Consider the following 22036-nt stretch of genomic DNA (forward strand, 5'->3'; position numbering starts at 1 on the left):
TGAAATCCGCTTCAGGCGGGGCGCGAGAGGGTGCGGCGGACGGCGTCGCACCAGCCAGCATAGGCAGCCTCCCGCGTCGCGGGGTCCAGCGCCGGGGTGAAGCGGCGCTGCAGCCGCCATTGCCGGGCGAAGTCCTCGGGCGGCGGGCAGAGGCCGGAGCGCAGCCCGGCCAGATAGGCCGCGCCCAGCGCCGTGGTCTCCTGCACCGCCGGGCGGTCGACCGGGCGGTCGAGCACATCGGCCAGGCATTGCATGGTCCAGTCCGAGGCCGCCATGCCGCCATCGGCGCGCAGCACCTCGATCGCCTGGCCGGGGGACAGGTCGCGATGCATGGCCTGCAGCAGGTCGCGGGTCTGGAAGGCCGTGGCCTCCAGCGCGGCGCGGGCGAAATCGGCAGGGCCGGAATCGCGGGTCAGGCCGAAGATGGCGCCGCGCGCCTCGGCATCCCAATGCGGCACGCCCAGGCCGACAAAGGCCGGCACCAGGTAGATGCGCCTGGCCGGGTCGGCGGAAGCGGCCAGGCGGCTGCTCTCGGCGGCGCTGGCGATCAGCCCCAGCCCGTCGCGCAGCCATTGCACCGCGGCGCCCGCGACGAAGATGGCGCCCTCCAGGGCATGGGTGCGGCGGCCGTCGAGCTGGTAGGCGATGGTGGTCAGCAGCCGGTTCTGCGAGCGCACCGGGGTGTCGCCGGTGTTCAGCAGCGCGAAGGCGCCGGTGCCATAGGTCGCCTTGACCATGCCGGGCTGGAAGCAGGCCTGGCCGATGGTCGCCGCCTGCTGGTCGCCGGCGACGCCGCGGATCGGGATGGCAGCCCCCAGCAGGGCGGGCTCCGCCGTGCCGAAATCGGCCGCGCAGTCGAGCACCTCGGGCAGCATCTGCTCCGGGATGCGGAACAGCGCCAGCATCGCCGGATCCCAGGCCCCGGCCTGGATGTCGTAGAGCAGCGTGCGCGCGGCATTGGTGGCGTCGGTGACATGGGCGCGGCCGCCGGTCAGGCGCCAGATCAGCCAGGTGTCGACGGTGCCGAAGGCCAGGCGCCCCTGCTCCGCGGCGCGGCGGGCGCCCGACACATTGTCCAGGATCCAGGCGATCTTGGTCCCCGAGAAATAGGGGTCGATCAGCAGGCCGGTGGTGGCCTCGACGGCGGCGGCATGGCCGGCCTGGCGCAGCACGGCGCAGGCGGCGGCGGTGCGGCGGTCCTGCCAGACGATGGCGCGGTGCAGCGGCCGGCCCGTGGCGCGGTCCCAGACCAGCACGGTCTCGCGCTGGTTGGCGATGCCGATGCCGGCGATGTCCTCGACCTCGACGCCAGCCTTGTCGATGGCCTGGCGCATGGTCGCCAGGCTGGACCGGAACAGGTCTTCCGGGTCGTGCTCGACCCAGCCGGGGCCGGGATAATGCTGCGCGATTTCCTGCTGGGCCATGGCCAGCGGCGCCAGGCCCGGCGTGCTGAACAGGATGCTGCGCGTCGAGGTGGTGCCCTGGTCCAGCGCCAGGATCAGCCCTTCCGTCATGGTCCTGCCCGATGCCTCCCGCGGGGTTCCGGTCCCTTGTTCAGGCTCCGGGCGCGGAAGGCAAGCGGGTCAGCGGCGGGAGAGGGTCAGCACGCTGCGGTGGATGCCGCGGATCAGCTCCGGCAGCTCGGTCGCGGCGACCGGGGTGCTGGCGACATAGGCGGCGACCAGGCCGGCGGTCGCGGCGCGGGCCGAGAGCGGCAGGATGACGGCCGCGGCCACCGGCGGCAGCGCCAGGACCTCGGCCGCAGGCAGGTCCGGCGCGTCGGCCCCGGCAGGCTCGGCCGCGGCCTCGGCGGGGAGGTCTTCGCCAGAGGTGGCCTCGAGGATGTCCCCGGCGACGGGCACGGCGGGGGCCGCCTCAGGCTCGGGCTCCGGCTCCGGCTCGGGCGGCGCGGCGACGGCCTTGCGGCGGCGCTGCGGGGCTTTCGCGGCCGGGGCGGCGGGCGCCTCGGGCTCGGCTTCGGGCTGGGTCTCGGGCGGCGCGGCGGCGGCGGCCGGCGTGGGTTCTTCGCTGGGCGCAGGCTCTTCGACCGGCGGCGCCGGCGGCGCTGCCACGAACGCCGGCCGGGCGGGCCGCGCGGCCTCGGCCTCCTGCAGCAGGCGGCTCAGCGTCGCGGCGGTCTCGTAGAAGCCATCGCCGCGCAGGGCGAGATAGGCCTGGTTGTCGAGCCAGAAGACGCGGCGCTGCATGGAAAGCCGGGCGATCTGCTCGGCGGCGGCCGGCTGGAAGCTGCAGCCAAGGGTCTCGGCGATGCGGAACTGGTCACGCGTCAGGTGCACGGTCGTGGTCTTCCCCAGCGGCCTGAACGGCGCGCATTGCCCGGAATCCATGCACCCCGGGAATCCTATCGCCTCAGGACCCGCCCCCGGCGCCTGGGCAAGATACACCGACCCCGGGGCCGAACCCTAGAGCACAAGTGTAAAAAGACCGAAAGTTCCGCCAAGAATTCGATCGGGCTTCAGCGCCGCGTCATTGGGGGTGCGAGGCGGACCATTGGCGAAGAGACTTGCGGCGGCGACGGCAGGGCTGCGCTCGTCGGCAAAGATCGCCGCTGCCGCCTGGGACCGGCGGCGGCAGATACGCGGGCGCCTCGTCAAGCAACGACGCCCCTTCGCCCGGCGCCGGCCGGCCCGGGACAAGCCCGGGTCGGCCGGCCTGCCGGGCCCGGTGGCCGCGATCAGGCCTCGGGGGCAGCGGCGATGTCGCGGAAATAGGGCTCGACCGTGCCCTGCAGCTTCATGGTCATCGGATTGCCCTTGCGGTCGAGGGTGGTGCCGACGGTCAGGCGGACCCAGCCCTCGCTGACGCAGTATTCGTCGACATTGTTCTTCTCGACGCCCTTGAACCGCACGCCGATGCCGCGCTCCAGCAGGGCCTGGTCGTAGAAGGGGCTCTTCGGGTTGGAAGAAAGGCGGTCGGGCGGGGTGTCGGTCATGGTGGAACCCTTGGAGGGGGAAGTAACAGGCCGGGGGTGATAGCCGATCCGGGGCAGCGCCACCACAGCGGCGCTGCCCTGGTTGCTCAGCGCGGGGCGCGCAGCGGCGGCGGCAGCACCTCGGCGGGGATCGGGCAGGCATAGGCGCGGCCGCCGGTGCGGCTGGTCAGCTCGGCCTTGGCGCGGGCCAGCAGCTCAGGGTCGCGGAAGGCGTCGAGCGCGGTCGCGGCCATGGCCTTGGCGGCCTGGACCATGCCCTTATGCGCATGCGGGCTCTTGCCCTGGGCCACCGCCTGCCAGGTGTGGAACGGCGTGCCCACCGCCCAGGTGGCGCCCCAGCACTGCACGGTGGGGACGATCTGGCTGACATCGCCGATGTCGGTGGAGCCGTTGCCGGCCAGCGAGGTGCCGTCGAAATGCAGCACGCCGGCATGCAGCGGCGCGGCGCCGACGTCCTCGGGCGCGGCGACGGCGCGCAGGCTGTCGGCGATATCCTCCTCGCTCAGCGTCGCGCGGATCTCTTCGGCGAAAGCCAGGTCAGCGTCGTCGAAAGCGGGGGCGCCAAGGCGGGAGAGGTTCTCGAACATGCGCATCTCGAGCGCGGTGTTCGGGATGGTGTCGGAGCAGGCCTTGTCGATCTCGAGCGACATGCGGGTGCCGGTCATGATGGCGGCGCCCTCGGCGCAGGCGCGGACACGGTCGAACAGCGCCTGGGCGTCGCGCACCTTGGGGCCGCGGATCAGGTACAGCACCTCGGCATCGGCCTGCACGACATTGGGCGAATTGCCGCCGGAATTGGTGATGGCGTAGTGGACGCGGCAGTCGAGCGGCATGTGCTCGCGCAGATAGTTGACGCCGACATTCATGATCTCGACGGCGTCCAGCGCCGAGCGGCCCAGCCAGGGCGAGCCGGCGGCATGCGAGGCGCGGCCCTTGAAGCGGAAATAGACCTGGAAATTGGCCATGGAGCGCTGCGAGTTGACGCTGCTGACCACGCCCGGATGCCAGGAGACGGCGGCGTCGATGTCGTCGAACACCCCCTCGCGCGCCATGAAGGTCTTGCCGGAGCCGCCTTCCTCGCCGGGGCAGCCATAGTAGCGCACGGTGCCCGGCAGGCCGTTGGCGGCGAGCTCGTCGCGCGCGGCGACCGCGGCCAGCATGGCGCCGGCACCCAGCAGGTTGTGGCCGCAGCCATGGCCGGTGGCCCCGGCGGTGACCGGCTGCGGCACGGCCACGCCGGCCGCCTGGCTGAGGCCGGCCAGGGCGTCGAACTCGCCGAGGAAGCCGATCACCGGGCCGCCGCTGCCGGCCTCGGCGAGGAAGGCGGTGGGGATGCCGCCCAGGTTGCGGGTGATGCGGAAGCCCTCGGCCTCGAGCAGCGCGATCTGCTCCTCGATCGAGCGGTGCTCGGCGAAGCGCAGCTCGGCATGGCCCCAGATGCGGTCGGCCATGGCGGAGAAGGCCGGGCTTTTCTGCTCGACGGCGTCCGAAAGCTGGGAGAGGGAGAGGGGGTCGTTGCGCATCGGGGCCTCGCGGATAGGGCGGCGCCACCGGATCGACGCCGCGGCGCCGGGCTTCCTTATGCCCGTCGCCCCGCCAGGTCAAAGCGCCGTGCCACGGGCACGGCCGCCCTCTGCTCGGCTAGAGGGCCGACATGTTGCGCAGCTGGCTCTCGCGCACGACGCGCTCATGGCCGTCGCGGCTGTTCTTCACCCGGTATTCGCGGTCGGTGCTGTCATTGGGCAGCAGGCGGGTGATGGTATAGTCGCCCTGCGGCGCCGGGCTGTCATAGCGGCCGGGCATCAGGGAAATCTTCTGGCCGATGGCGAAGCGGTGAATTGGCAGCATGCTGTCTCCTTCGGGCCCGGCAGCCCGGCGCAGGGCCAGGAGGCTGGGAAGCAAGGGGGGCCGGAGACGCTGGCCAGGTCCGGTGACGCAGCATCGCGTCCCGGAGGGTCGCGGCCGGGCACCCTGGAAGGGCGCCCGGCCGCGGATCGATCAGACCTGCTTCAGGTTGCCGGCAGAGACCTTGCCCTGCTGGCCGTGCTGCAGCTCATACTCCAGCTTGTCGCCCTCGCGCGGCTCACGCATGCCGGCGCGCTGCACATCGGAAATGTGCAGGAAGACGTCCTTGGAGCCGTCCTGCGGCTGGATGAAGCCAAAACCCTTGGTCGCGTTGAACCACTTGACGGTGCCGACGGGCATGTTTTGATGTCCTGTTCATGACAGAATTCCGCCAGGCGAGATCGCCAGACGGATCAAGCTTCGAGAGGTAGCGGTCAACAAGCTCGAAGCACGGGCATGAGCTAGGAGAGCAGGCCGAAACCGAACAAAAACTGACGAACTGACTATGCGCCTCCGGAGGCCCGGTTTCAAGCAAGATCGACCATGCTCCCGCCGCGGAGCACGGGATCGTCATGGCGCGCCGGCGAAGAATGCCGGATTCGGCCGATCAAAGCCAGGATAGCAGCGGGGGCGCGGCCTTGCCTGGGGCTGCGGCGCATGGTCCTGCTGGCGCAACGTCGAGCCGCAGGAGCGCCCATGTCCCCGACGATGCAGACCACGGAGAAGCTTGCCCTCGGCCCGGTCGCCCGGATGACCTTTGGCGTCATCGGGCGGCAGCCGGCCACCTTTCTCGGCCTGCCGCTGCTGGTGGTGGCGCTGCCCAGCCTGCTGGCGCAGGTCGGCGTCGGCCGCTACCTGCTGCCGGGCGAGGCGATGCAGGATTTCAGCACCGGGGTGATGGCGCTGGGCATGGCCGCCGGACTCGGGCTCGGCCTTTTCGGGCTGCTGCTGCATTATGCGCTGCAGGCGGTGCTGACCTATGCCGCCGTCGCCGATTTCAACGGCCGCCGCGCCAGCGCGCTGGAGAGCGTCGGCCGTGGCCTGGCGGCGATGCTGCCGGCGCTGGGGGCGGCGATCCTGATGCTGCTGGGCATCGGGCTGGGCTTCCTGCTGCTGGTGATCCCGGGGCTGATGCTGGTCTGCATCTGGGCGGTGACGGTGCCGGCCGCGGTGGTGGAGCGTCCCGGCGCCGTCGCCGCGCTGCGCCGCAGCCGGGCGCTGACGCGGGGGCATCGCTGGCGGATCTTCGGGCTGCTGGTGTTCTACGGCATCATCAGCGTCGTGCTGAGCGCGATTCCCGCGGTGCTGGCTTTCGCCTTGATCGGCACCAGCTTCTACTGGGTCGATGGCGTGCTGCAGGCGGTGTTGTCGTCGGTCAGCGCGACGATCGGCGCGACCGGCAGCGCCGCGATCTATGCCGAGCTGCGCCGCTTGCAGGAGGGCGCCGGCCCCGAAAGCCTGGCGTCCATTTTCGACTGAAAGAAAAAAGATGGGGTCCAGGGGAATTCCTTCCCCTGGCCTTGCTTGCTTGTTTTACTGATCGTGCTTGTCCTTGCGTCTTTTCCCGAAAAGCAGCTTGCCTTCAAGCTCCCGCCGCAGCGCGAGGTAATAGGCGCGAAGGAACTCGCCGTCCGCGAGGCTTTCGCCCTGCCAGTCGATCTTGCGCCGGATGCGTTCGGCGACTTCCCTGACGGTGGCCTCGCGGTTCTGCCGCAGAACGGTTTCCAGCACCTGCAGCTCCTTGACGCCATAGGCGCGCAGCTGCTCCGTGGTGAAGGCCGGCCCGGACCCGGCTGGCGCCGTCGCCAGGTCGGCAAGCAGGGCGCGGCGCGGCAGCTTGACCACCCAGGTGCCGGCCAGCAGGTCGCCGATGCGCAGCCGGTCCCGGTTGAACAGCGGGAAGAACAGGAAGATCCCGGTCCAGACCAGCCCCGCCCCGGCGATCCAGCCGGAGACCGGGTCGTTGCCGGCGAAGAACATGGTGATGGGCAGGAAGATCTCGACCTCGCGCACCAGGTTGCGGGCGAAGATGGCGTCGGCGCCGAGGCGGCCGCCATCGCGCGCCGCGACGCGCAGCCCCATCAGCCGCTTGCCCGGGGTGGCGTTGCTGGGGCGCAGCTCGAAGACGGTGAAGTAGAAGCAGCGCAGCAGGAAGAAGCTGAGCAGCCAGATGATGGCGGGCAGCGACAGGTCGGCGAAGCGGTTGCCGGCCAGCATGGCCCAGCAGAGGATGGTGATGGCGGCGAGGATCGCCACCATGATGGACAGGTCGATCAGGAAGGCGCCGGCGCGTTCCGAGGCCTCGCCCAAGGTCAGCCGCAGGTCGACGCCTTCGGGGGTGACGAAGCGGCGGATGCGGCCGGGCTCGCCGGCGTCGCGGCGGGGGGGCGTGTTGAGGGCCGCGCTCATGCCGCGCGGCCCCGCGGCCAGCCGAAATAGAGCGCCCAGAAGACCGCGGTCGACCCGGCGATGGCGTAGCGCCAGAGGTCGCCCTGGATCAGCTGGCGGCCGAAGCCTTCCAGCAGCCCGGCCAGGACCAGCATGACGACGACGCCGCCCATGGCGGTGGCCGCCTGGCGCCCGGCGAGGCTGGCCGAGGCCAGCCGGCTGTCGGCGCCGGGGAAGGCGACGGCCAGGCCGATGCGCAGGCCGGCGGCGCCGGCCAGGATGATGGCCAGCAGCTCGGTCACGCCATGGATCATCAGCCAGCCGCCGAGCTCGAAGCCCAGGTCCTTGCGGATGAAGACGGCCAGCATGGCGCCCAGCATGGCGCCGTTATAGGCCAGCAGCAGCAGCGTCGGCACGCCGAAGGCGAAGCCCAGGGCGAAGGTCATGATGGCGATGCGGGCATTGTGGGTGAAGAGATAGGTGGCGAAGATCGAGAGGGCGTCGCCGCCGTTGCGCCCTTCGTCATAGAGGGTGCTGCGCAGGTATTGCGCGGTGGCCTCCGGGTCGCGGCCGCCGGACAGGCCGGCGGGGACGAAGCTGCGGTACCAGTCGGGATCGGCCTGGACCATGGCATAGGCCACGACCGCGCCGAGCAGGGTGACGAGGAAGGCGGCGAGCAGCTCGCGCCACAGCCCCTGGACGGCGCGCGCCCAGCCGCGGGCGAAGAAGCTGCCGAGCCGCTCGCCCAGGCTGGCGCGGCCGCCATAGACGAAGAAATAGGCGCGGGTGCAGAGCGCCTCGAGGTAGCGCACCAGCCCCTGGTCGAGCGAGGTGGCGCGGGCGATGGACAGCGCCGAGATGGCGCTGCGGTAGAGCACCGGGATGGCCAGCAGGTCGTCGTCGGAGAGCCGCCGCCAGCGGCCGGCCTCGGCCAGCTTGAGGAGGGATTCCAGCCGCTGCCACTCGGCCTCGCGCTCGCGGCGGAAGCGGTTGGAGCGCAGGGGAATATCACGCAGCGGCGCGTCGTTGACGATGTCGCTCATGGGCGCGGCCTCACAGCGCGTCGCGCTGCTTCAGCGCGTTGTAGCGGTCGATCAGCGCCGGGCCGAGCTCGCGGGCCGAGGCCTCGATGATCTGCACGCCCAGATGGCGCAGCTTTTCCATGACCAGCTCGCGCTCCTGCAGCATGGCGCCGGCGACGACGGCGCGGGAGACATCGTCGCTGCGGCGGGGGGCGGCGCCGGCCAGCGCCTCGAGCTCGGCATCGCGCAGCGCGACGAAGAGGACCAGGTGGCGCGCCATCAGCCGGCCGACATTCTCCAGCATCAGCTCGGCGCCGGTGGTGTCGGCGAAGTCGGTGAAGACGACGACCAGCGAGCGCCGCTTCAATTCGCCGGCGAGGCGCGCCAGGCCGAGGGTGAAGTTGGTCTCCTCGGTCGAATAGTCGAGGCTCGCCGCCAGGCGCTGCAGCGTCGCGAAAGCGCTGGGCCCGACCAGGGCGCCGGAGGAGAGCACCGGCTGGGCGTCGAAGGCGAAGAGGCCGACGCGGTCGCCGCCGCGCAGCGCGACATAGGCCAGCAGCAGGGCGGCGTGCAGCGCGTGGTCGAGCTTCGGCAGCCCCTCCATCGGCGCGCACATCAGCCGGCCGGTGTCGAGGGCCAGGACGACATGGTGGTTGGTCTCGGCATGGCTTTCGCGGGCCAGCAGCCGGACATGGCGGGCGGATTGCCGCCAGGCGATGGCGCGCAGGCTGCCGCCCGAGCCGAATTCCTTCAGCGCATGGAATTCGGCGCTGTCGCCGATCTGCTGCTGCGCGCGCTGGCCGGGCGGCGCGTGGCGGGAGAAGAGCCGCATGGCGAAGTCGGTCACCGCCCGCGTGCCCGGGAATATTTTTATCACTGGCCCAGGGCCGAAGCTCTGTTGCCGCCAGGTCAGGCCGAGCGGCCCGCGCCAGCGCAGCCAGGCCATGGCCAGCCCGGCCTCGCCGCGGCGATGCGGGGTCAGGGTGACGCGGGCGACATCGGAGAAGACCTGGCGGGCCGGGGTCGCGGTGACCAGCGGGTCGAGTTCCAGCGCCAGCTCCAGGCTGGCGGGGGCGCGGCCGGGGAAGGCCGGGCGGAAGACGGCCTCGGCGCGGTCGTCCAGGCCGACGGCGCCGGGCATGTCGAGCGCCAGCGCCAGCCCGCGCCGGCGCGCGCCCAGCGCCAGGTCCGCGGCAATCAGAAGAAGAACGAAAAGAATCCAGGCGATGCCCAGCACCCAGAGCTGCGGCAGGAACAGCGCCAGCAGCAGGGCCAGCGGCGCGCCGGCCGCCATCAGCGCGATGGCGCGCCGGGTCGGATAGAGCGCGCCGCCGGCCGGCTTCACTTGGGGGCTTCCACCTGGGCGATCAGCTCGGCGACCACGGCCTCGGCGCGGCGGCCCTCGATCTGCGCGGCGGGCGAGAGCAGCACGCGGTGCCGCAGGGCTGGCAGGGCCAGGGCCTTGACGTCGTCGGGGATGACATAGTCGCGCCCCTCCATCACCGCCCGCGCGCGCGCCGCCATGGCCAGCATCACCGCCGCGCGGGGCGAGGCGCCGCCTTCCAGGTCCGGCGCCTCCCGCGTCGCCCGCACCAGGCGGACGATGTAGGAAACGACATCCTCGTGCAGGCGGATGCCGGCGACGACCGCCATGGCGGCAGAGAGCCCGGCGCCGTCGAGGACGGCCTGCACGCCGAAGGCCGCCGGATCGGGCGAGCCGCCGCGCTGGCCATGGCCCGTGACGATGGCGCGTTCCTCCTCCTCCGACGGATAGGGCATCGACTGCTTGAACAGGAAGCGGTCGAGCTGCGCCTCGGGCAGCGGATAGGTGCCCTGCTGCTCCAGCGGGTTCTGCGTCGCCACCACCATGAAGCGCGACCCCAGGTCATGGCGGACGCCGTCCAGCGTCACGTGGCGCTCCTGCATCGCCTCCAGCAGGGCGGCCTGGGTCTTGGGCGGCGTGCGGTTGATCTCGTCGGCCACCAGCAGCTCGCAGAAGATCGGGCCGCGGGTCAGGGTGAAGGCGCTGGTCTGGAAGTTGAAGACATTGGTGCCCAGGATGTCGCCCGGCATCAGGTCGGGCGTGAACTGGATGCGGCCGAAATCCAGCCGCAGCGTGCGGGCGAAGCATTGCGCCAGGAAGGTCTTGGCGGTGCCCGGCGGGCCCTCCAGCAGCACATGGCCGCCGGCCAGCAGGGCCGTGGTCAGCAGCTCCACCGTGGCCGCCTGGCCGATCACCGCCTTGCCGATCTCGGCCTGGATCTGCTGCGCGATCTCGCGGACCTCAGCGACGTTCACGGGTCAATTCCTGTCTCCAGCGATGCAGGTTGCGGGCGGCGCGGACCAGCGCCGTCCGGTTGGTGGCGGCCTCGGCGGCCTGCCGCAGCGTGCCGAATCTTTTTGTCAGTTTTAGCGCCTTGCTGCGGCGCTCGATGGCCTCGGGGCTGAGGCGGGTCAGGCGGGCGGTCAGCGCGGCGTAGCGGCCGCCCATGCGGTGCTCGCGCCCCGCCAGCGCCAGCAGGGCCGCGGTGTTGTCGGCCAGCCCCCGCTGGCCGAGGGCCAGCGCCGCCACCTCGGCACGGGCCGGGCCGAAGCGGCGCGCGGCATGCCAGGCGGTCAGCAGGGCGGCGGCCAGCAGGCACAGGGTGGCCGCCAGGAAAGGCGGCTCCAGCGCCAGCTTCAGCGGGTTGCGCTGCCGCGCCAGCCCGTTCAGCGTGACGTCGAAGCGCACGGCGCCGCCGGCGCGCAGGCCGTCGATCACGCTGAGCGCGGTCTCGGCGCCCTCCAGCGTGCGCAGGCCGCGGTTGTTCAGCAGGTCCGGATCGGCCAGCACATACAGCTGGTCATAGCCGCCATGGCGGGCCAGCAGCATGCGGCCATTCGGATCGGTCAGCACCGGCGTGTAGTCGTCGCCCAGGATGCTCTGCACCCCCTCCATCGGCGCGGGCTTCAGCCGGCGCTTGCCCGGCAGCGGGCTGGCCGCGGTCAGCAGCGGCGTCGCCGTCTCCTCCGAGCGGGAGACCTTGCCGCCCTCCAGCAGCCGGGCGATGCCGGGCAGGCCGAGCAGCCGCGGGTCGCGCAGCCAGCCGGGATGGTCGGGGTCGGGGCGCGCCGACCATTTCGGCAGCACCAGCAGCACCGGCCCGGCGCGGTGCTCGACGATCGGCTCCACCTCGCCCCAGGCGGCGCCGGGGCGGGGGGTCAGCACCAGCAGCCCGGCGGGCAGGCCCGGCTCGGCCGCGCCGGGGGGCGCGCGGGAGATGCTGGCGGCGACGCCCTGCCCCTGCAGCAGCCGCACCAGCCCGGCATAGCCCAGCGCCGAGCGTGACAGCGCATGGCCGCCGGCATTCTGCCCGGCGCGCAGGTCGGGCTCGTAGATCGACAGCAGCAGGAAGGCGCCGAAGGACAGCACGCCGACCAGGATCAGCCACAGGGCGGCGACCGGCGAGAAGGCGGCGCCGGCCAGGCGGGTGGCCCTGCTCATGTCCAGGCCTGGGGCTGGGTCAGGCGGGCGTAGAAGCCGCGGCATTCCTGCCACTGCGGGTCGCCGACGGCGCGGCCGCCGAAGACGGCGCGCTCGACCACCGCGGCGATGGCGCCGAAGGCGTCGCGCACCGCGCCGGGCAGGCCGGGCAGGGCCGCGATGTCGCGGCTGGTATAGGCCGGGCGCAGCAGGCGCGGGCGCTGGGCGCCGATCTCGGCCAGGCTCTGGTGCAGCAGGACGCGGACGGCCTCGGCGAAGCGGCCGGCCGCAGCCAGGGCATCGGCCTCGGCCAGCAGGGCGCCGGCGCGGGCGGCCTGGCGCTCGGCCTCGGCGGGGGTGGTCGCCGCGGGCTCGAGCCCCTCGCGGCGGGCGGCGGCGCGCCTGAGCTGGACGAGGACCACCCAGGCCAGGGCCAGGGCCAGCAGCACCAGCAGCCCCCAGAGGATCCATTGCGCCACGGGGCCGAGATGGACGAGCCAGTCCAGGTTCCAGCTGCTGCGGCTGCCGGTCGGCGGCGGCGGCGCGGGCAGCGGGTCCGGGAAGGCGAATTGCAGCCGGTCATCCGCCAGCAGCCGCTGATGCGCCGCGGCGAGGCCGGCCCGGGCGGTCTCGTCCATCGGGGCCTTTCGCGTCAGGTAAACCGGCAATGGCCGAGGCGCGGCCGGCTGTCCATGGCCGGATCATTGACAAATCGGTGCGGCGGGCGGGTGATCGCGGGGCTGGAGCCTGACAATCGGAGGAGATTTTCCATGCGCACCCCCCTGATCCTTGGCGGCCTCGGCGCCGCCTTCCTGGCCGGGATTTTCTGCCAGCCGCTGATCGGCCGCGCCGATGCGCAGAACGCGCCGCCGGCCGGGCTGACGGCGCAGATCATCAACCTGGCGGCGCTGACCGAGGAGGAGATCGGGCCGCTGGCGCCGAATGCCGACCTGCGGTCCCGCACCCTGGTGGTGACGCCCGAGGGCACCATCGCCGTGCAGAGCGGCAATGTGCTGAAGCATTTCCACGCCGAGACCAACGAGATCCAGCTGATCCTCGACGGCAGCGGGTCGTTCTGGCTGGGCGACCGCGAGGTGCAGGTGAAGCCCGGCGACCTGATCGTCATCCCCAAGGGCACGCCGCATGCCGGGTCGCGCGCCTCGACCGGGCGGTTCCGCTCGCTGGCGATCAAGCTGCCGCCGCAGCGGCAGGGCGACGTCCACCCGGTGCCGTAAGGGGGGCGCTCAGCCCCCCTGGACCAGGGGGGCGTGGCGGTCGACCAGGATGGCGCTGGCCTGGTTCAGCCCGACGAGCTCGACGGCGATGCCATGGCGGCGCAGCCGGGTGACCACGCCCTCCAGCGCGCCGACGGCGGTGACATCCCACAGATGCGCCGCCGTCAGGTCGATGCGCACCCGCCGCGCCGTGTCGCGCAGGTCGAATTTTTCCGCAAACGCATCGGCGCTGGCGAAGAAGACCTGGCCCGCGACGCGGTAATGCCTCGTGTCGGTGGCTGCGTCGTAATCGACGGTCACGCGCATCATCCGCATGACTTTCGACGCAAAGAAAACGCCGCTGAGCAGCACGCCGATGGTGACGCCGGCGGCCAGGTTGTGCGTCGCTACGGTGACCGCCACGGTGGCCAGCATCACCAGGCTGGAGGCGCGCGGATGCAGCGCCAGGTTGCGCAGCGAATCCCAGGCGAAGGTGCTGGCCGAGACCATGATCATGATGGCGACCAGGGCGGCGACGGGGACGGCGGCGACCCAGGGCCGCAGCGCCACCATCAGGATCAGCAGGAACAGCCCGGCGACCAGGGTGGAGACGCGGCCGCGCCCGCCATAGCGCAGGTTGCCCACGGTCTGGCCGATCATGCCGCAGCCGGCGATGCCGCCGAAGCAGCCGGCGGCGAGGTTGGCGAGCCCGAGGCCGGTGCATTCCTGCGCCTTGCTGCTGGTGGTCTCGGTCTGCTCGTCGACGACGGTCGCCGTCATCATCGATTCCAGCAGCCCGACCACGGCCATGGCCAGGGCATAGGGGGCGATGATCGCCAGCGTCTCGAAGCTGAGCGGGATGTCGGGCAGGAAGAAATGCGGCAGGGCCTCGGGCAGGCGGCCGAGCTCGGCCACCGTCTTCACCGGCATCGGGAAGACGGCGGTGACCAGGGTCAGCGCCAGGATGCAGATCAGCGGCGAGGGGATCACCGTGGTGACGCGCGGCGCCAGGTAGATGATGGCCAGCCCCGCGGCGATCAGCGCGTAGGTATGCCAGGTGACGTCGAGCATCTGCGGCAGCTGCGCCGCGAAGATCAGGATGGCCAGCGCATTGACGAAGCCGGTGCGCACCGAGCGCGAGACGAAGCGCATCAGCACGTCGAGCCGCAGCAGGCCGAAGACCACCTGGAGGACGCCGCAAAGGATGGTCGCCGCCAGCAGGTAGTGCAGCCCGTGCGAGGCGACCAGCGCCGCCGCCACCAGGGCCACCGACCCCGCCGCCCCGGAAATCATCGCCGGCCTGCCGCCGAAGAACGCCAGGACAATGCTGATGACGAAGGAGGCGAAAAGCCCGACCTCCGGGTCGACGCCGGCGACGAAGGAGAAGGCAATGACCTCGGGGATCAGCGCGAAGGTGCCGACCATGCCGGCCAGGATGTCGCGGCGCAGCGCCGGGAGGCCGCCGAACCATTCGGTCCGGTAGCGGGCAAGCGAGTTCAGGGTCATGCGAGGGCGCATCCGCAGAGGGGGCATGGGGCGCGTCGGGCCGGCATGCCGCCTGCGTTGTCCGGCGGATCGGCGGCCGGAAGAGCCACCCGGGTTTGCACCGGGTCCAGGGGGAATGGGCCGAGGCTAGCCCCGCGCTTGCTGCGGTGCAACCTCGGCCCGGCCTGGATTACCCGCGCTTAATATTCCAGAAGATCGGGAAGCCTTTCAGCATGCCGCTGATATCGGCGCGATAGGCGGTGGGCTGGTAGAAGGCGCCGAGCGGCAGATAGGGCACCTCCTGGAAGGCCAGGGCCTGCATGTCGCGGCAGATTTTTTTCTGCGTCTCCAGGTCAGGGGTGTCGAACCACTGGTTGCGCAGGGCTTCCATCCGCGGATTGTCGGGCCAGCCGAAGGTGGCCGACTTGCCATGGCCGCGCAGATAGGTGTTGGCCGCCGGGTTCACCGCGCCGACGCCCAGCGTGTAGTTGGCCCAGACATGCCAGCCGCCCTGCTCGACCGGCGCCTGGGAGGCGACGCGGGTCAGCACCGTGCCCCAGTCCAGCGCCTGGTAGTCCAGGTTGATGCCGACGCGGCGGAACATGTCGCCGGCGACCTCGCTGATGGCGTTCAGCGCCGCGAAATCCGTCGGCACCGGGAAGACGATTCTCTCGCCCTTGTAGCCGGCGGCGACGAGGGCGCGCTTGACGGCCTCCAGGTCGCGGGGCCCGCGCAGATTTTCCAGCCCGGCATCGTTCGCCATCGGCGAGCCCGGCGAGAAGAAACCGACATCATCCTTCCAGCGGCTGCGATCCTCGCCGGCGATGGCGATCAGGTAGTCGGATTGCCGGATGGCGCCCATCAGCGCGCGGCGCATCTCCGGCCGGTTGAAAGGCGGGATGGCGTGGTTGAAGCGGATCATCGGCAGGAAGCCGAAGGTGTCCAGCACCTCGACCTTCAGCGCGCTGTTCTTCTGCAGCAGCGGCAGGTAGTCGGAGATCGGCTGGTCCCACCAGTCGATCTCGCCGCGCTGCAGGGCGGCGGCGGCGGTCGCGGCATCGGGGATGGTCAGCCATTCGACGCGGTCGAACTGCGCCCGCTTGGGTCCTGCGATATAGCTCGGCGTGCCATCCTCGCGCGGCTTGTAGCCATCGAAGCGGGCATAGACGGCGCGCGAGCCCGGGATGCGCTCATTGGCGACGAAGCGATAAGGGCCGCTGCCGACCATCTCGGTGATCTGCGTGGTGCCCTCGGTCTTCGCCAGCCGCTCCGGCATGATGGCGCAGATGCTGGCGCCCGGCTTGCCCAGCACATCCGGCAGCAGCGGGAACGGCTTCTTCAGCCGGAACTCGATGGTGCGGTCGTCGGGCGCGCTGAGCTCGTCGACCACGGCCATCAGCGACTGCGCGTAGGAATCGCGGCTGCCCCAGCGGCGGATCGAGGCCACGCAGTCGCGCGCCAGCACGGGCGTGCCGTCATGGAAGGTCAGGCCCGGGCGCAGCGTCAGGCGCCAGCGCTTGCCGTCATCCTCCACCACATGGCCCTGGACCATCTGCGGATGCGAGCGCAGCTGCTCGTCGACGCCATAGAGGGTGTCGAAGACCATCATGCCGTGGTTGCGGGTGACGAGGCCCGTGGTCTGCACCGGGTCCAGCAGCGCCAGATCCGCCTGGGGGACGAATTTGAGGACGCGCTGGTTCTGCGCGGCGACCAGCGAGGGACGGGCGAGGCCGGCGGCGGCGGCGCCACCGACAAAAAGTCGTCGCGAGATCATGCCATGGCCTCCGCCAGGAGCGGGCGATGCTGCGCCCAGGGACGCGCCTGCTCAAACGCATAGGACGCCTGCAGCACGCCGAGATCGTCGAAGCGGGGCCCGACGATCTGCAGCCCGACCGGCAAGCCGCCATCGCTGAAGCCGCAGGGGATCGAGGCCGCCGGATTGCCGGAGAAATTGAACGGATAGGAGAACTCGGCCCACATCAGCCAGTCCCAGGGATGCTGCGGCCAGTCCTCCGGCTGCAGCAGATGCGCCGGGAAGGCGGGGGTGCTGACCGCCGGCGTCAGCAGCAGGTCGTAATCGGCGAAGGAGCGGTGGATGGCTTCCACGTATTCCAGCTTGCGGGCGCGCATCACATGATACTGCTCGGCGGTGAAGCCGCGGCCGGCATCCATCATGGCGACCAGGCCGGGATCCATCCGGTCGCGCCATTCGTCGAGGAACATATTGGCCCGCGCCAGATAGCCGGCCGGCCAGAAGAAGCGCGCCAGCTCCGGCCCCAGCGGGCCCCAGGCGGGGGTCACAAGCTCGACCTTGGCGCCCATCTCCTCGAAGGCGCCGACGGCCTTCTCGACGAGCGCCGCGACATCGGCATCGACCCGGGCATGGCCGAGATCGGGGCTATAGGCGATGCGCTTGCCGCGCAGGTCGGCTTTCAGCAGCGACGGGTAGTCGGCCGGCGGCGTCTCGCAGGAAGTATGGTCCCAGGGGTGCGGCCCGGCCATGGCCTTCAGCATCATCGCCGAGTCTTCGACGGTGCGGGTCAGCGGCCCCATATGGGTGGCATAGTCGTTGTTCGGCACGGGCCAATAGGGGATGCGGCCATAGGTCGGCTTCAGCCCGTAGACGCCGCAGAAATGCGCCGGCATGCGCACCGAGCCGCCGCCGTCGGAGCCCAGATGCAGCGGCCCGAAGCCCGCCGCCGAGGCCGCCGCGGCACCCGCCGAGGAAGCGCCCGCATTGTAGCCGCGCTTCCAGGGGTTGTGGGTGATGCCCGACAGCGTGCTCTGGCTGACGCCCTTCCAGCCGAATTCGGGCACCGCGGTCTTGCCCAGCATCACCGTGCCGGCCTCATGCAGCCGCGCGATGCAGGGGGCGTCGACGTCGGGCACCCAGTCCTTGGTGGCATGCGACCCCAGCGCCGTCACCAGCCCCTTGGTGTGGTGCATGTCCTTGATGGTGACGGGAATGCCCTCGAGCGGGCGCGGGCTGCCGCCGGGGGCATAGGCGGCCTCGGCGGCGCGCGCCTGGGCCAGCGCGATCTCCGGCGTCAGCATGGTCATGGCGTTCAGCGGCGGGTCCAGCGCCTCGACGCGGGCCAGCAGGGCGCGGGTCACCTCGACCGGCGACAGGCGCCGGGCGGCATAGTTCCGGCGCAGCGTCGCGGCCGGCATGAATCCCAGTTCTTCGCTTTCCATCGGCACCCCCTCTTGGACAGAGCGTGGCGTTGGCGGCACTCCCCAGGCGGTGATCTTTGTCAGCTTGCCCGTGGAAGGCAGCCTCGCTTATTGGGATGGACTATGAAGACGCAGCGTTCCGTATGTCAATCGGGTCCCAGGATGGGCCGGCCGCGCGACCCGGCGCTCGACGGGGCCATCCTGGACGCCGCCCAGGCCCTGCTGGAGGAGGCCGGCTGCAGCGGCTTCACCATGGAGGGCGTGGCCAGCCGCGCCGGCACGGGCAAGCAGACGCTGTACCGCCGCTGGCCGTCGCGGGGGGAGCTGCTGATCGACCTCTACTACCGCGACGCCATGCCGGCGCCGGCGCTGGACGGGCCGCTGGCCGAGGCGCTGGACGGTTTTCTTGAATTGAACCTGCAGCGGCTCTACCGCCCCTGGCACCAGAGCCTGCTGCGCAGCCTGGCGGTCGCCGCGCAGGAGGATGCGGCGCTGAAGCAGGTCATGCTGGCGCGCATCACCCATCCGCGCCTGGCGCTGGGCCGCGAGATTTTTCTTCGTGCCGAGGCGGCGGGGGAGGTGCCCCCTGACCTCGACGTCGAGATGATCCTGGAAGGCGCGATCGGCGCCATCTGGTTCCACCTGCTCTTCGCCACGGCGCCGATCACGCCGGCGCTGAAGCCGCGGCTGCTGCGGGCGATGCTGGCGCAGGCCCGGGGCTAACGCCGGACGAAGCGCTGCACCCGCTGGCCGTTATCGACCTCGGAGATATAGAGGCTGCCCTCGCTGTCCTGGGCGATGTTGTGGGGCACGTGGAACTGCCCCGCCTGCCGCCCGGGCCGGCCAAACGTCGAAAGAACCTCGCCATCGCGGCGCCGGATCACCCGCGCGACGCCGTTGGAGTTGTCGACACTGAAAAGAAATTCCTGCGACGGGTCGAGCGAGGGGATCAGGTCGGCGACCGACCCGTTCAGCCTTGTCTGCGGCGCGATGAAGCGTTCCTCGACGAAGGTGCCGTCTCGTTGAAAAACCTGGTAGCGGTCGTTGGTGCGGTCGCAGACATAGACCAGCCGGTCGCGGGTCAGGCGGACGCAATGCACGGGGCTGGCGAATTGCCGCGAGGGCGGCTGGCCCGGCGTATAGGCCGCGGTGCCGCCATAGGCTTCCGGCCCGCCATCCACCGGCGGCTGGCCATAGGCGCCCCAGTGGCGCTTGTAGGCCCCCGTCTCGCTGTCGAAGACGATGACGCGGCGGTTGCCATAGCCGTCGGCGACGAAGACCTCGCGCGCCACGGTGTCGACCTCGACATCGGCGGGGCGGTTCAGGTTCGCGGTGTCGGCATTGCCCTTGGACTGGCCGGATCGGCCGATCTGCAGCACGAAGCGGCCGTCGAGGGTGAATTTCAGCAGCTGGTGGTCCTTCGGCCCGCTGCCGGCCAGCCAGACGAAGTCATCGGCGTCGACATAGACGCCATGCTCGAGCTCCGGCCATTCGAAGCCCTGGCCCGGCCCGCCCCAATGCCGCAGCAGAGTGCCCTGGCGGTCGAAGACCAGCACCGAGGGCGCGCGGACGCAGCAGGTGGTCTCGGGCGGGGTGCGCTCGGCCATCAGCTGGCGTGCGGCGATGGTCGAAGGGCGGTGGACGATCCAGATATGGTCGCGCTTGTCGACCGCGACGCCGGCGACGGCGCCGATGATCCAGTTGTTCGGCAGCGGCTTCGGCCAAGAGGGATCGACCTGGAATTCCGGGACCGCCGTCGGCGCCGTTGCTTGGGCTTTCGCCGCCGCGGGCAGGCCGAGCGATGCGGCCAAGCCCAGGCTGGCACTCAGAAGATTGCGACGCAGCATGGCATCCTCCCCTTTCGTTGCTTGCCCGGCACGGTAGCGCAACCGGGCAGAAAGGGAAGGCAGAGCGGTCAGTGCCAGGCGGTCAGGCCGGCCATGATCTGCTGGTCGATGGCGATCAGGAAGGACAGGTCAGGGCTGTGGCGGTCCTGCTCGCGCAGGACGGCGACGCCGAGGGTGGCCAGGCCCTGGCGCAGCGGCATCGGCAGGCTGCTGTCGGGATCGGCGATGGAGACCATCACCGCCTGCCACAGGCGGCGGTTCAACGTCAGCGCCTCGGCCCGCAGGCCCTTGTCGGCCTGCGCCGCGACCAGGGCGCCGACCACCTTCTGGAAGGCGGCGGCCTCGCCAGCGCGGCCATGCTGCACGGGCAGGGCGGCGGTCGGGGCGAAGGTGGCGGCAGTCGGGGCGAAGGTCGCGGTGATCATCGGTTCGGGCTTCCTGCTCGGTGTTGCGTCGCCGTGTCGTTCGGCGTGACCTCACATTGCCGGGAGCTTGCTTTCCGAATGGTTAAAGTGTGGGGCTCGCGATTTTTTCTCAGCCGTTCTCGCGGAAGCCTGGATAGAGCGTCATGCCGCCATCGACATAGAGCGTGGCGCCGACGATGTAGTCGGCCAGGTCCGAGACCAGGAACAGTGCTGCGCGGGCGATGTCCTCCGGGTCGCCGACACGGCCATAGGGGATCAGGTCGAGCATCTTCGCCTCGCCCTCGGCCCGGGCCTCGGCATTGATGCGGGTGCGGATGGCGCCGGGGGCAATGGCGTTGACGCGGATGCCTTCGGCGGCCACCTCCTGGGCCAGGGACTGCATCATCATCGCCACACCCCCTTTGGAGGCGGCGTAATTGGCATGGCCCGCCCAGGGGATGCGGTCATGCACCGAGGACATGCAGAGGATCTTTCCCAGCGCCCGGGAATGCGGGCGGCGGCCCTGCTCGCGGAAGCGGCGCAGCGCCGCCTGGCAGCAGAGGAACTGCCCGGTCAGGTTGGTCGAGATCACCTTGTGCCAGTCCTGCAGCGTCATCTCGGCGAATCCCGCATCCTGCTGGATGCCGGAATTGGAGACCAGGATGTCGACGCCGCCGAAGCGCGACGCCGCCGCGTCGAAGAGCCGCGCCACGGCCTCGGGGTCGGCGACATCGGCCTGGACGGCGATGGCCTCGCCGCCCTTGGCCTCGATGCCGCGCACCACCTCGGCGGCGGCCTCGACCCCGCCATGATAGTTGACGACGACGGCGGCGCCGGCGGCCGAGAAAACCTCGGCGATGCCGCGGCCGAGGCCGGAGCTGGCGCCGGTGACCACAGCCACCTGGCCGGCAAGGGATAGCAGCATGGGCAAGCACCTCCGTCCCGGCAACGCCCGGGGCGGCCAGGGATAGGCGGCACGTTTGCGTGTGGCGTCAGCGCGCGGCGGGCAGCCAGAGGCTGACGAGGGTGCCCTCGCCCGGCGCGCTGTCCAGCGCCAGGCCGCCGCCGGATTGCTCGGCGAAGCCCTTGGCCATGGACAGGCCGAGGCCGGTGCCCTGCTCGGCCGGCTTGGTGGTGAAGAAGGGTTCCGTCACCCGCGCCAGGGTCTCGGCATCCATGCCCATGCCGTCGTCGCGGACGCCCAGCCGGAGATAGTCGCCGGCGGCGAGGCCGGCGGGGTGGGGCGCGCCGTCGGCCACCGTCTCGGCGGCAGCAGAAAGAAAAATCACGCCGCCATCGGGCATGGCGTCGCGGGCGTTGATCGCCAGGTTCAGCAGCGCCGTCTCCAGCTGGCGGCGATCGGCCAGCAGCGACGGCAGCCCCGGGCAGGGCACCACCTGGCAGGCGTAGCGGCGGCCGAGGCTGTGGCGCAGGATCTCGGCGGTCTGCTCCAGCAGGGTCGCCGGCGGCACCGGCTCGGCGCGGAGCTCGGCCTGGCGGGCGAAGGACAGTAGCCGGCTGGTCACCGCGGTGCCGCGCTCGGCGGCCTGGGACAGGGCCTCGGCGACGGCGGCGACCTGCTCCGGCTGGTCGGGGGCGCGGGCGATGATGGCGGCGCCGCTCTGCACCGTCTGCAGCAGGTTGTTCATGTCATGGGCGATGCCGCTGGCCAGCTGGCCGAGGGCGCGCATCCGCTCGGCATGGGCGGCGCGGGCCTGGGCGGCCTCACGCTTGGCGACCTCGTCGCGCACCCGCTGCTCGAGCGCCTGGTTCAGCCGCTCGAGCTCGGCCTGGCTCTCGCGCAGCGCGGTGATGTCGTGATGGGCGCCGACCATGCGCAGGGCGCGGCCGTCGGCGTCGCGCTCGATCTCGGCGCGGGCGGAGATCCAGCGCACGGCGCCGTCGGGGGTGACGATGCGGTATTCCTGGGCGTAGTCGCAGGCGCCGCTGTCGTCCGAGACGGCCTGCAGGAAGCGCCGCTCGGCGCGGGCGCGGTCCTCGGGGTGCAGGCGGGACAGCCAATGGGCGTGGGATTCGGTGCTGGCGACGGCGTCCAGCCCCTGCACCGCCATGTATTCGGCCGAGCGCAGGTTGGCGCCGCTGGAGAGGTCGATCTCGAAGCCGCCAACCTGGCCGATGCGCTGGACGCGGCGCAGCCGGGCCTCGCTCTCGGCGAGCGCGGATTGCAGGCGTGAAGCCTCGGTCATGCCCTTGCGGCGGGGCGGGGGAGCTCGGTCATCG

The 22036-nt window shown here is 71.4% G+C and carries 22 protein-coding genes and 1 other annotated feature; of the genes, 3 read left to right on the plus strand and 19 right to left on the minus strand.

The features are described 5' to 3' along the window. Positions 1–11 precede the first annotated feature (11 nt). The 6 genes from glpK to GVN67_RS10525 all read right to left on the minus strand — a co-directional run bounded on the left by glpK (position 12) and on the right by GVN67_RS10525 (position 5158). A complete protein-coding gene (gene glpK / locus GVN67_RS10500; protein WP_159995573.1) occupies positions 12–1514 on the minus strand; it encodes a glycerol kinase GlpK in 1503 nt (500 codons plus the stop codon). 69 nt (positions 1515–1583) lie between these two features. Then, positions 1584–2297: a hypothetical protein gene (locus tag GVN67_RS10505; protein ID WP_159995575.1), complete on the minus strand. Its 714-nt coding sequence runs from the start codon at positions 2295–2297 to the stop codon at positions 1584–1586. Between the two features lie 398 nt (positions 2298–2695). Beyond that, the gene (locus tag GVN67_RS10510; RefSeq protein ID WP_159995577.1) at positions 2696–2953 is read right to left on the minus strand and encodes a DUF3297 family protein; all 258 of its coding nucleotides are present in this window, start codon (positions 2951–2953) and stop codon (positions 2696–2698) included. A gap of 86 nt (positions 2954–3039) precedes the next feature. Next, positions 3040–4476, minus strand: coding sequence for a M20 family metallopeptidase (locus GVN67_RS10515; RefSeq protein ID WP_159995579.1), 1437 nt, complete (start codon positions 4474–4476; stop codon positions 3040–3042). Positions 4477–4594: 118 nt separating this feature from the next. Beyond that, positions 4595–4801, minus strand: coding sequence for a hypothetical protein (locus tag GVN67_RS10520; protein WP_159995581.1), 207 nt, complete (start codon positions 4799–4801; stop codon positions 4595–4597). Between the two features lie 150 nt (positions 4802–4951). Continuing rightward, on the minus strand, positions 4952–5158 hold the full coding sequence (locus tag GVN67_RS10525; RefSeq protein WP_159995583.1) for a cold-shock protein: 207 nt from the start codon (positions 5156–5158) through the stop codon (positions 4952–4954). Between the two features lie 336 nt (positions 5159–5494). On the opposite strand from GVN67_RS10525, the gene GVN67_RS10530 reads away from it, so the two are divergent. Next, complete coding sequence (locus GVN67_RS10530; protein WP_159995585.1) at positions 5495–6277, plus strand: hypothetical protein; 783 nt, start codon at positions 5495–5497, stop codon at positions 6275–6277. A gap of 54 nt (positions 6278–6331) precedes the next feature. Here GVN67_RS10530 and GVN67_RS10535 read toward each other — a convergent pair whose 3' ends face one another. The 6 genes from GVN67_RS10535 to GVN67_RS10560 are packed head-to-tail and all read right to left on the minus strand — an operon-like array spanning position 6332 to position 12309. Next, entirely contained in the window at positions 6332–7207 is an 876-nt protein-coding gene (locus GVN67_RS10535) for an RDD family protein (protein WP_159995587.1), read from the minus strand. After that, positions 7204–8229: a stage II sporulation protein M gene (locus GVN67_RS10540; RefSeq protein ID WP_159995589.1), complete on the minus strand. Its 1026-nt coding sequence runs from the start codon at positions 8227–8229 to the stop codon at positions 7204–7206. Before GVN67_RS10540 ends, GVN67_RS10535 begins: the two co-directional genes overlap by 4 nt. A 10-nt stretch (positions 8230–8239) precedes the next feature. After that, positions 8240–9553: a DUF58 domain-containing protein gene (locus GVN67_RS10545; RefSeq protein WP_159995591.1), complete on the minus strand. Its 1314-nt coding sequence runs from the start codon at positions 9551–9553 to the stop codon at positions 8240–8242. Further along, complete coding sequence (locus GVN67_RS30430; protein ID WP_159995593.1) at positions 9550–10506, minus strand: MoxR family ATPase; 957 nt, start codon at positions 10504–10506, stop codon at positions 9550–9552. The genes GVN67_RS10545 and GVN67_RS30430 overlap by 4 nt, the downstream gene beginning before the upstream one ends. Continuing rightward, positions 10493–11692: a DUF4350 domain-containing protein gene (locus tag GVN67_RS10555; RefSeq protein ID WP_159995595.1), complete on the minus strand. Its 1200-nt coding sequence runs from the start codon at positions 11690–11692 to the stop codon at positions 10493–10495. Before GVN67_RS10555 ends, GVN67_RS30430 begins: the two co-directional genes overlap by 14 nt. Next, positions 11689–12309 carry a hypothetical protein gene (locus GVN67_RS10560; RefSeq protein WP_159995597.1) on the minus strand — a complete coding sequence of 207 codons (621 nt, stop codon included), beginning with the start codon at positions 12307–12309 and terminating at the stop codon, positions 11689–11691. The genes GVN67_RS10555 and GVN67_RS10560 overlap by 4 nt, the downstream gene beginning before the upstream one ends. Positions 12310–12441: 132 nt before the next feature. On the opposite strand from GVN67_RS10560, the gene GVN67_RS10565 reads away from it, so the two are divergent. Beyond that, positions 12442–12906: a cupin domain-containing protein gene (locus GVN67_RS10565; RefSeq protein WP_159995599.1), complete on the plus strand. Its 465-nt coding sequence runs from the start codon at positions 12442–12444 to the stop codon at positions 12904–12906. 9 nt (positions 12907–12915) lie between these two features. Here the strand turns inward: GVN67_RS10565 and GVN67_RS10570 are convergent, their stop codons facing one another. From GVN67_RS10570 to GVN67_RS10580, 3 genes are all read right to left on the minus strand, one after another. Then, positions 12916–14391 (minus strand): SulP family inorganic anion transporter, encoded by a 1476-nt coding sequence (locus GVN67_RS10570; RefSeq protein WP_159995601.1) that lies wholly within the window; start codon positions 14389–14391, stop codon positions 12916–12918. A gap of 55 nt (positions 14392–14446) precedes the next feature. Beyond that, positions 14447–14502: a sequence feature (sul1 is cis-regulatory element that is thought to sense ions involved in sulfur or methionine metabolism; They are found in Alphaproteobacteria), on the minus strand. 58 nt (positions 14503–14560) lie between these two features. Further along, positions 14561–16144, minus strand: a complete 1584-nt coding sequence (locus GVN67_RS10575; protein WP_159995603.1) for an ABC transporter substrate-binding protein — start codon at positions 16142–16144, stop codon at positions 14561–14563. Then, entirely contained in the window at positions 16141–17565 is a 1425-nt protein-coding gene (locus tag GVN67_RS10580; RefSeq protein ID WP_159995605.1) for an amidase, read from the minus strand. The genes GVN67_RS10575 and GVN67_RS10580 overlap by 4 nt, the downstream gene beginning before the upstream one ends. Before the next feature lie 141 nt (positions 17566–17706). Here GVN67_RS10580 and GVN67_RS10585 point away from each other — a divergent pair, with 141 nt between their 5' ends. Next, a complete protein-coding gene (locus GVN67_RS10585) occupies positions 17707–18267 on the plus strand; it encodes a TetR/AcrR family transcriptional regulator (protein WP_159995607.1) in 561 nt (186 codons plus the stop codon). On the opposite strand, the gene GVN67_RS10590 is transcribed toward GVN67_RS10585, so the two are convergent. From GVN67_RS10590 to GVN67_RS10605, 4 genes are all read right to left on the minus strand, one after another. Continuing rightward, positions 18264–19391, minus strand: coding sequence for a hypothetical protein (locus GVN67_RS10590; protein WP_159995609.1), 1128 nt, complete (start codon positions 19389–19391; stop codon positions 18264–18266). The two genes, GVN67_RS10585 and GVN67_RS10590, sit on opposite strands and share 4 nt — an antisense overlap. A gap of 68 nt (positions 19392–19459) precedes the next feature. Beyond that, positions 19460–19816, minus strand: a complete 357-nt coding sequence (locus GVN67_RS10595) for a flagellar biosynthesis regulator FlaF (protein ID WP_159995611.1) — start codon at positions 19814–19816, stop codon at positions 19460–19462. A gap of 109 nt (positions 19817–19925) precedes the next feature. Further along, the gene (gene fabG / locus GVN67_RS10600; RefSeq protein ID WP_159995613.1) at positions 19926–20720 is read right to left on the minus strand and encodes a 3-oxoacyl-ACP reductase FabG; all 795 of its coding nucleotides are present in this window, start codon (positions 20718–20720) and stop codon (positions 19926–19928) included. A 67-nt stretch (positions 20721–20787) separates the two neighbouring features. Beyond that, positions 20788–22002: a sensor histidine kinase gene (locus tag GVN67_RS10605; protein WP_159995615.1), complete on the minus strand. Its 1215-nt coding sequence runs from the start codon at positions 22000–22002 to the stop codon at positions 20788–20790. Positions 22003–22036 lie beyond the last annotated feature (34 nt).

Source organism: Roseomonas sp. 18066 (genome assembly GCF_902706185.1).
In the GTDB taxonomy this organism is placed as follows: Bacteria; Pseudomonadota; Alphaproteobacteria; order Acetobacterales; family Acetobacteraceae; genus Pseudoroseomonas.

What these genes read in the sequence shown, in the direction of transcription:
- GVN67_RS10585 (WP_159995607.1), top strand. Translation starts at nt 17,707, where the DNA reads ATGGGCCGGCCGCGCGACCCGGCGCTCGACGGGGCCATCCTGGACGCC.
- GVN67_RS10590 (WP_159995609.1), bottom strand. Translation starts at nt 19,391, where the DNA reads ATGCTGCGTCGCAATCTTCTGAGTGCCAGCCTGGGCTTGGCCGCATCG.
- fabG (WP_159995613.1), bottom strand. Translation starts at nt 20,720, where the DNA reads ATGCTGCTATCCCTTGCCGGCCAGGTGGCTGTGGTCACCGGCGCCAGC.
- GVN67_RS10570 (WP_159995601.1), bottom strand. Translation starts at nt 14,391, where the DNA reads ATGACCCTGAACTCGCTTGCCCGCTACCGGACCGAATGGTTCGGCGGC.
- GVN67_RS10525 (WP_159995583.1), bottom strand. Translation starts at nt 5,158, where the DNA reads ATGCCCGTCGGCACCGTCAAGTGGTTCAACGCGACCAAGGGTTTTGGC.
- GVN67_RS10530 (WP_159995585.1), top strand. Translation starts at nt 5,495, where the DNA reads ATGTCCCCGACGATGCAGACCACGGAGAAGCTTGCCCTCGGCCCGGTC.
- GVN67_RS10575 (WP_159995603.1), bottom strand. Translation starts at nt 16,144, where the DNA reads ATGATCTCGCGACGACTTTTTGTCGGTGGCGCCGCCGCCGCCGGCCTC.
- GVN67_RS10595 (WP_159995611.1), bottom strand. Translation starts at nt 19,816, where the DNA reads ATGATCACCGCGACCTTCGCCCCGACTGCCGCCACCTTCGCCCCGACC.
- GVN67_RS10540 (WP_159995589.1), bottom strand. Translation starts at nt 8,229, where the DNA reads ATGAGCGACATCGTCAACGACGCGCCGCTGCGTGATATTCCCCTGCGC.
- glpK (WP_159995573.1), bottom strand. Translation starts at nt 1,514, where the DNA reads ATGACGGAAGGGCTGATCCTGGCGCTGGACCAGGGCACCACCTCGACG.
- GVN67_RS10535 (WP_159995587.1), bottom strand. Translation starts at nt 7,207, where the DNA reads ATGAGCGCGGCCCTCAACACGCCCCCCCGCCGCGACGCCGGCGAGCCC.
- GVN67_RS10560 (WP_159995597.1), bottom strand. Translation starts at nt 12,309, where the DNA reads ATGGACGAGACCGCCCGGGCCGGCCTCGCCGCGGCGCATCAGCGGCTG.
- GVN67_RS10510 (WP_159995577.1), bottom strand. Translation starts at nt 2,953, where the DNA reads ATGACCGACACCCCGCCCGACCGCCTTTCTTCCAACCCGAAGAGCCCC.
- GVN67_RS10515 (WP_159995579.1), bottom strand. Translation starts at nt 4,476, where the DNA reads ATGCGCAACGACCCCCTCTCCCTCTCCCAGCTTTCGGACGCCGTCGAG.
- GVN67_RS10565 (WP_159995599.1), top strand. Translation starts at nt 12,442, where the DNA reads ATGCGCACCCCCCTGATCCTTGGCGGCCTCGGCGCCGCCTTCCTGGCC.
- GVN67_RS10605 (WP_159995615.1), bottom strand. Translation starts at nt 22,002, where the DNA reads ATGACCGAGGCTTCACGCCTGCAATCCGCGCTCGCCGAGAGCGAGGCC.
- GVN67_RS10520 (WP_159995581.1), bottom strand. Translation starts at nt 4,801, where the DNA reads ATGCTGCCAATTCACCGCTTCGCCATCGGCCAGAAGATTTCCCTGATG.
- GVN67_RS10580 (WP_159995605.1), bottom strand. Translation starts at nt 17,565, where the DNA reads ATGGAAAGCGAAGAACTGGGATTCATGCCGGCCGCGACGCTGCGCCGG.
- GVN67_RS10555 (WP_159995595.1), bottom strand. Translation starts at nt 11,692, where the DNA reads ATGAGCAGGGCCACCCGCCTGGCCGGCGCCGCCTTCTCGCCGGTCGCC.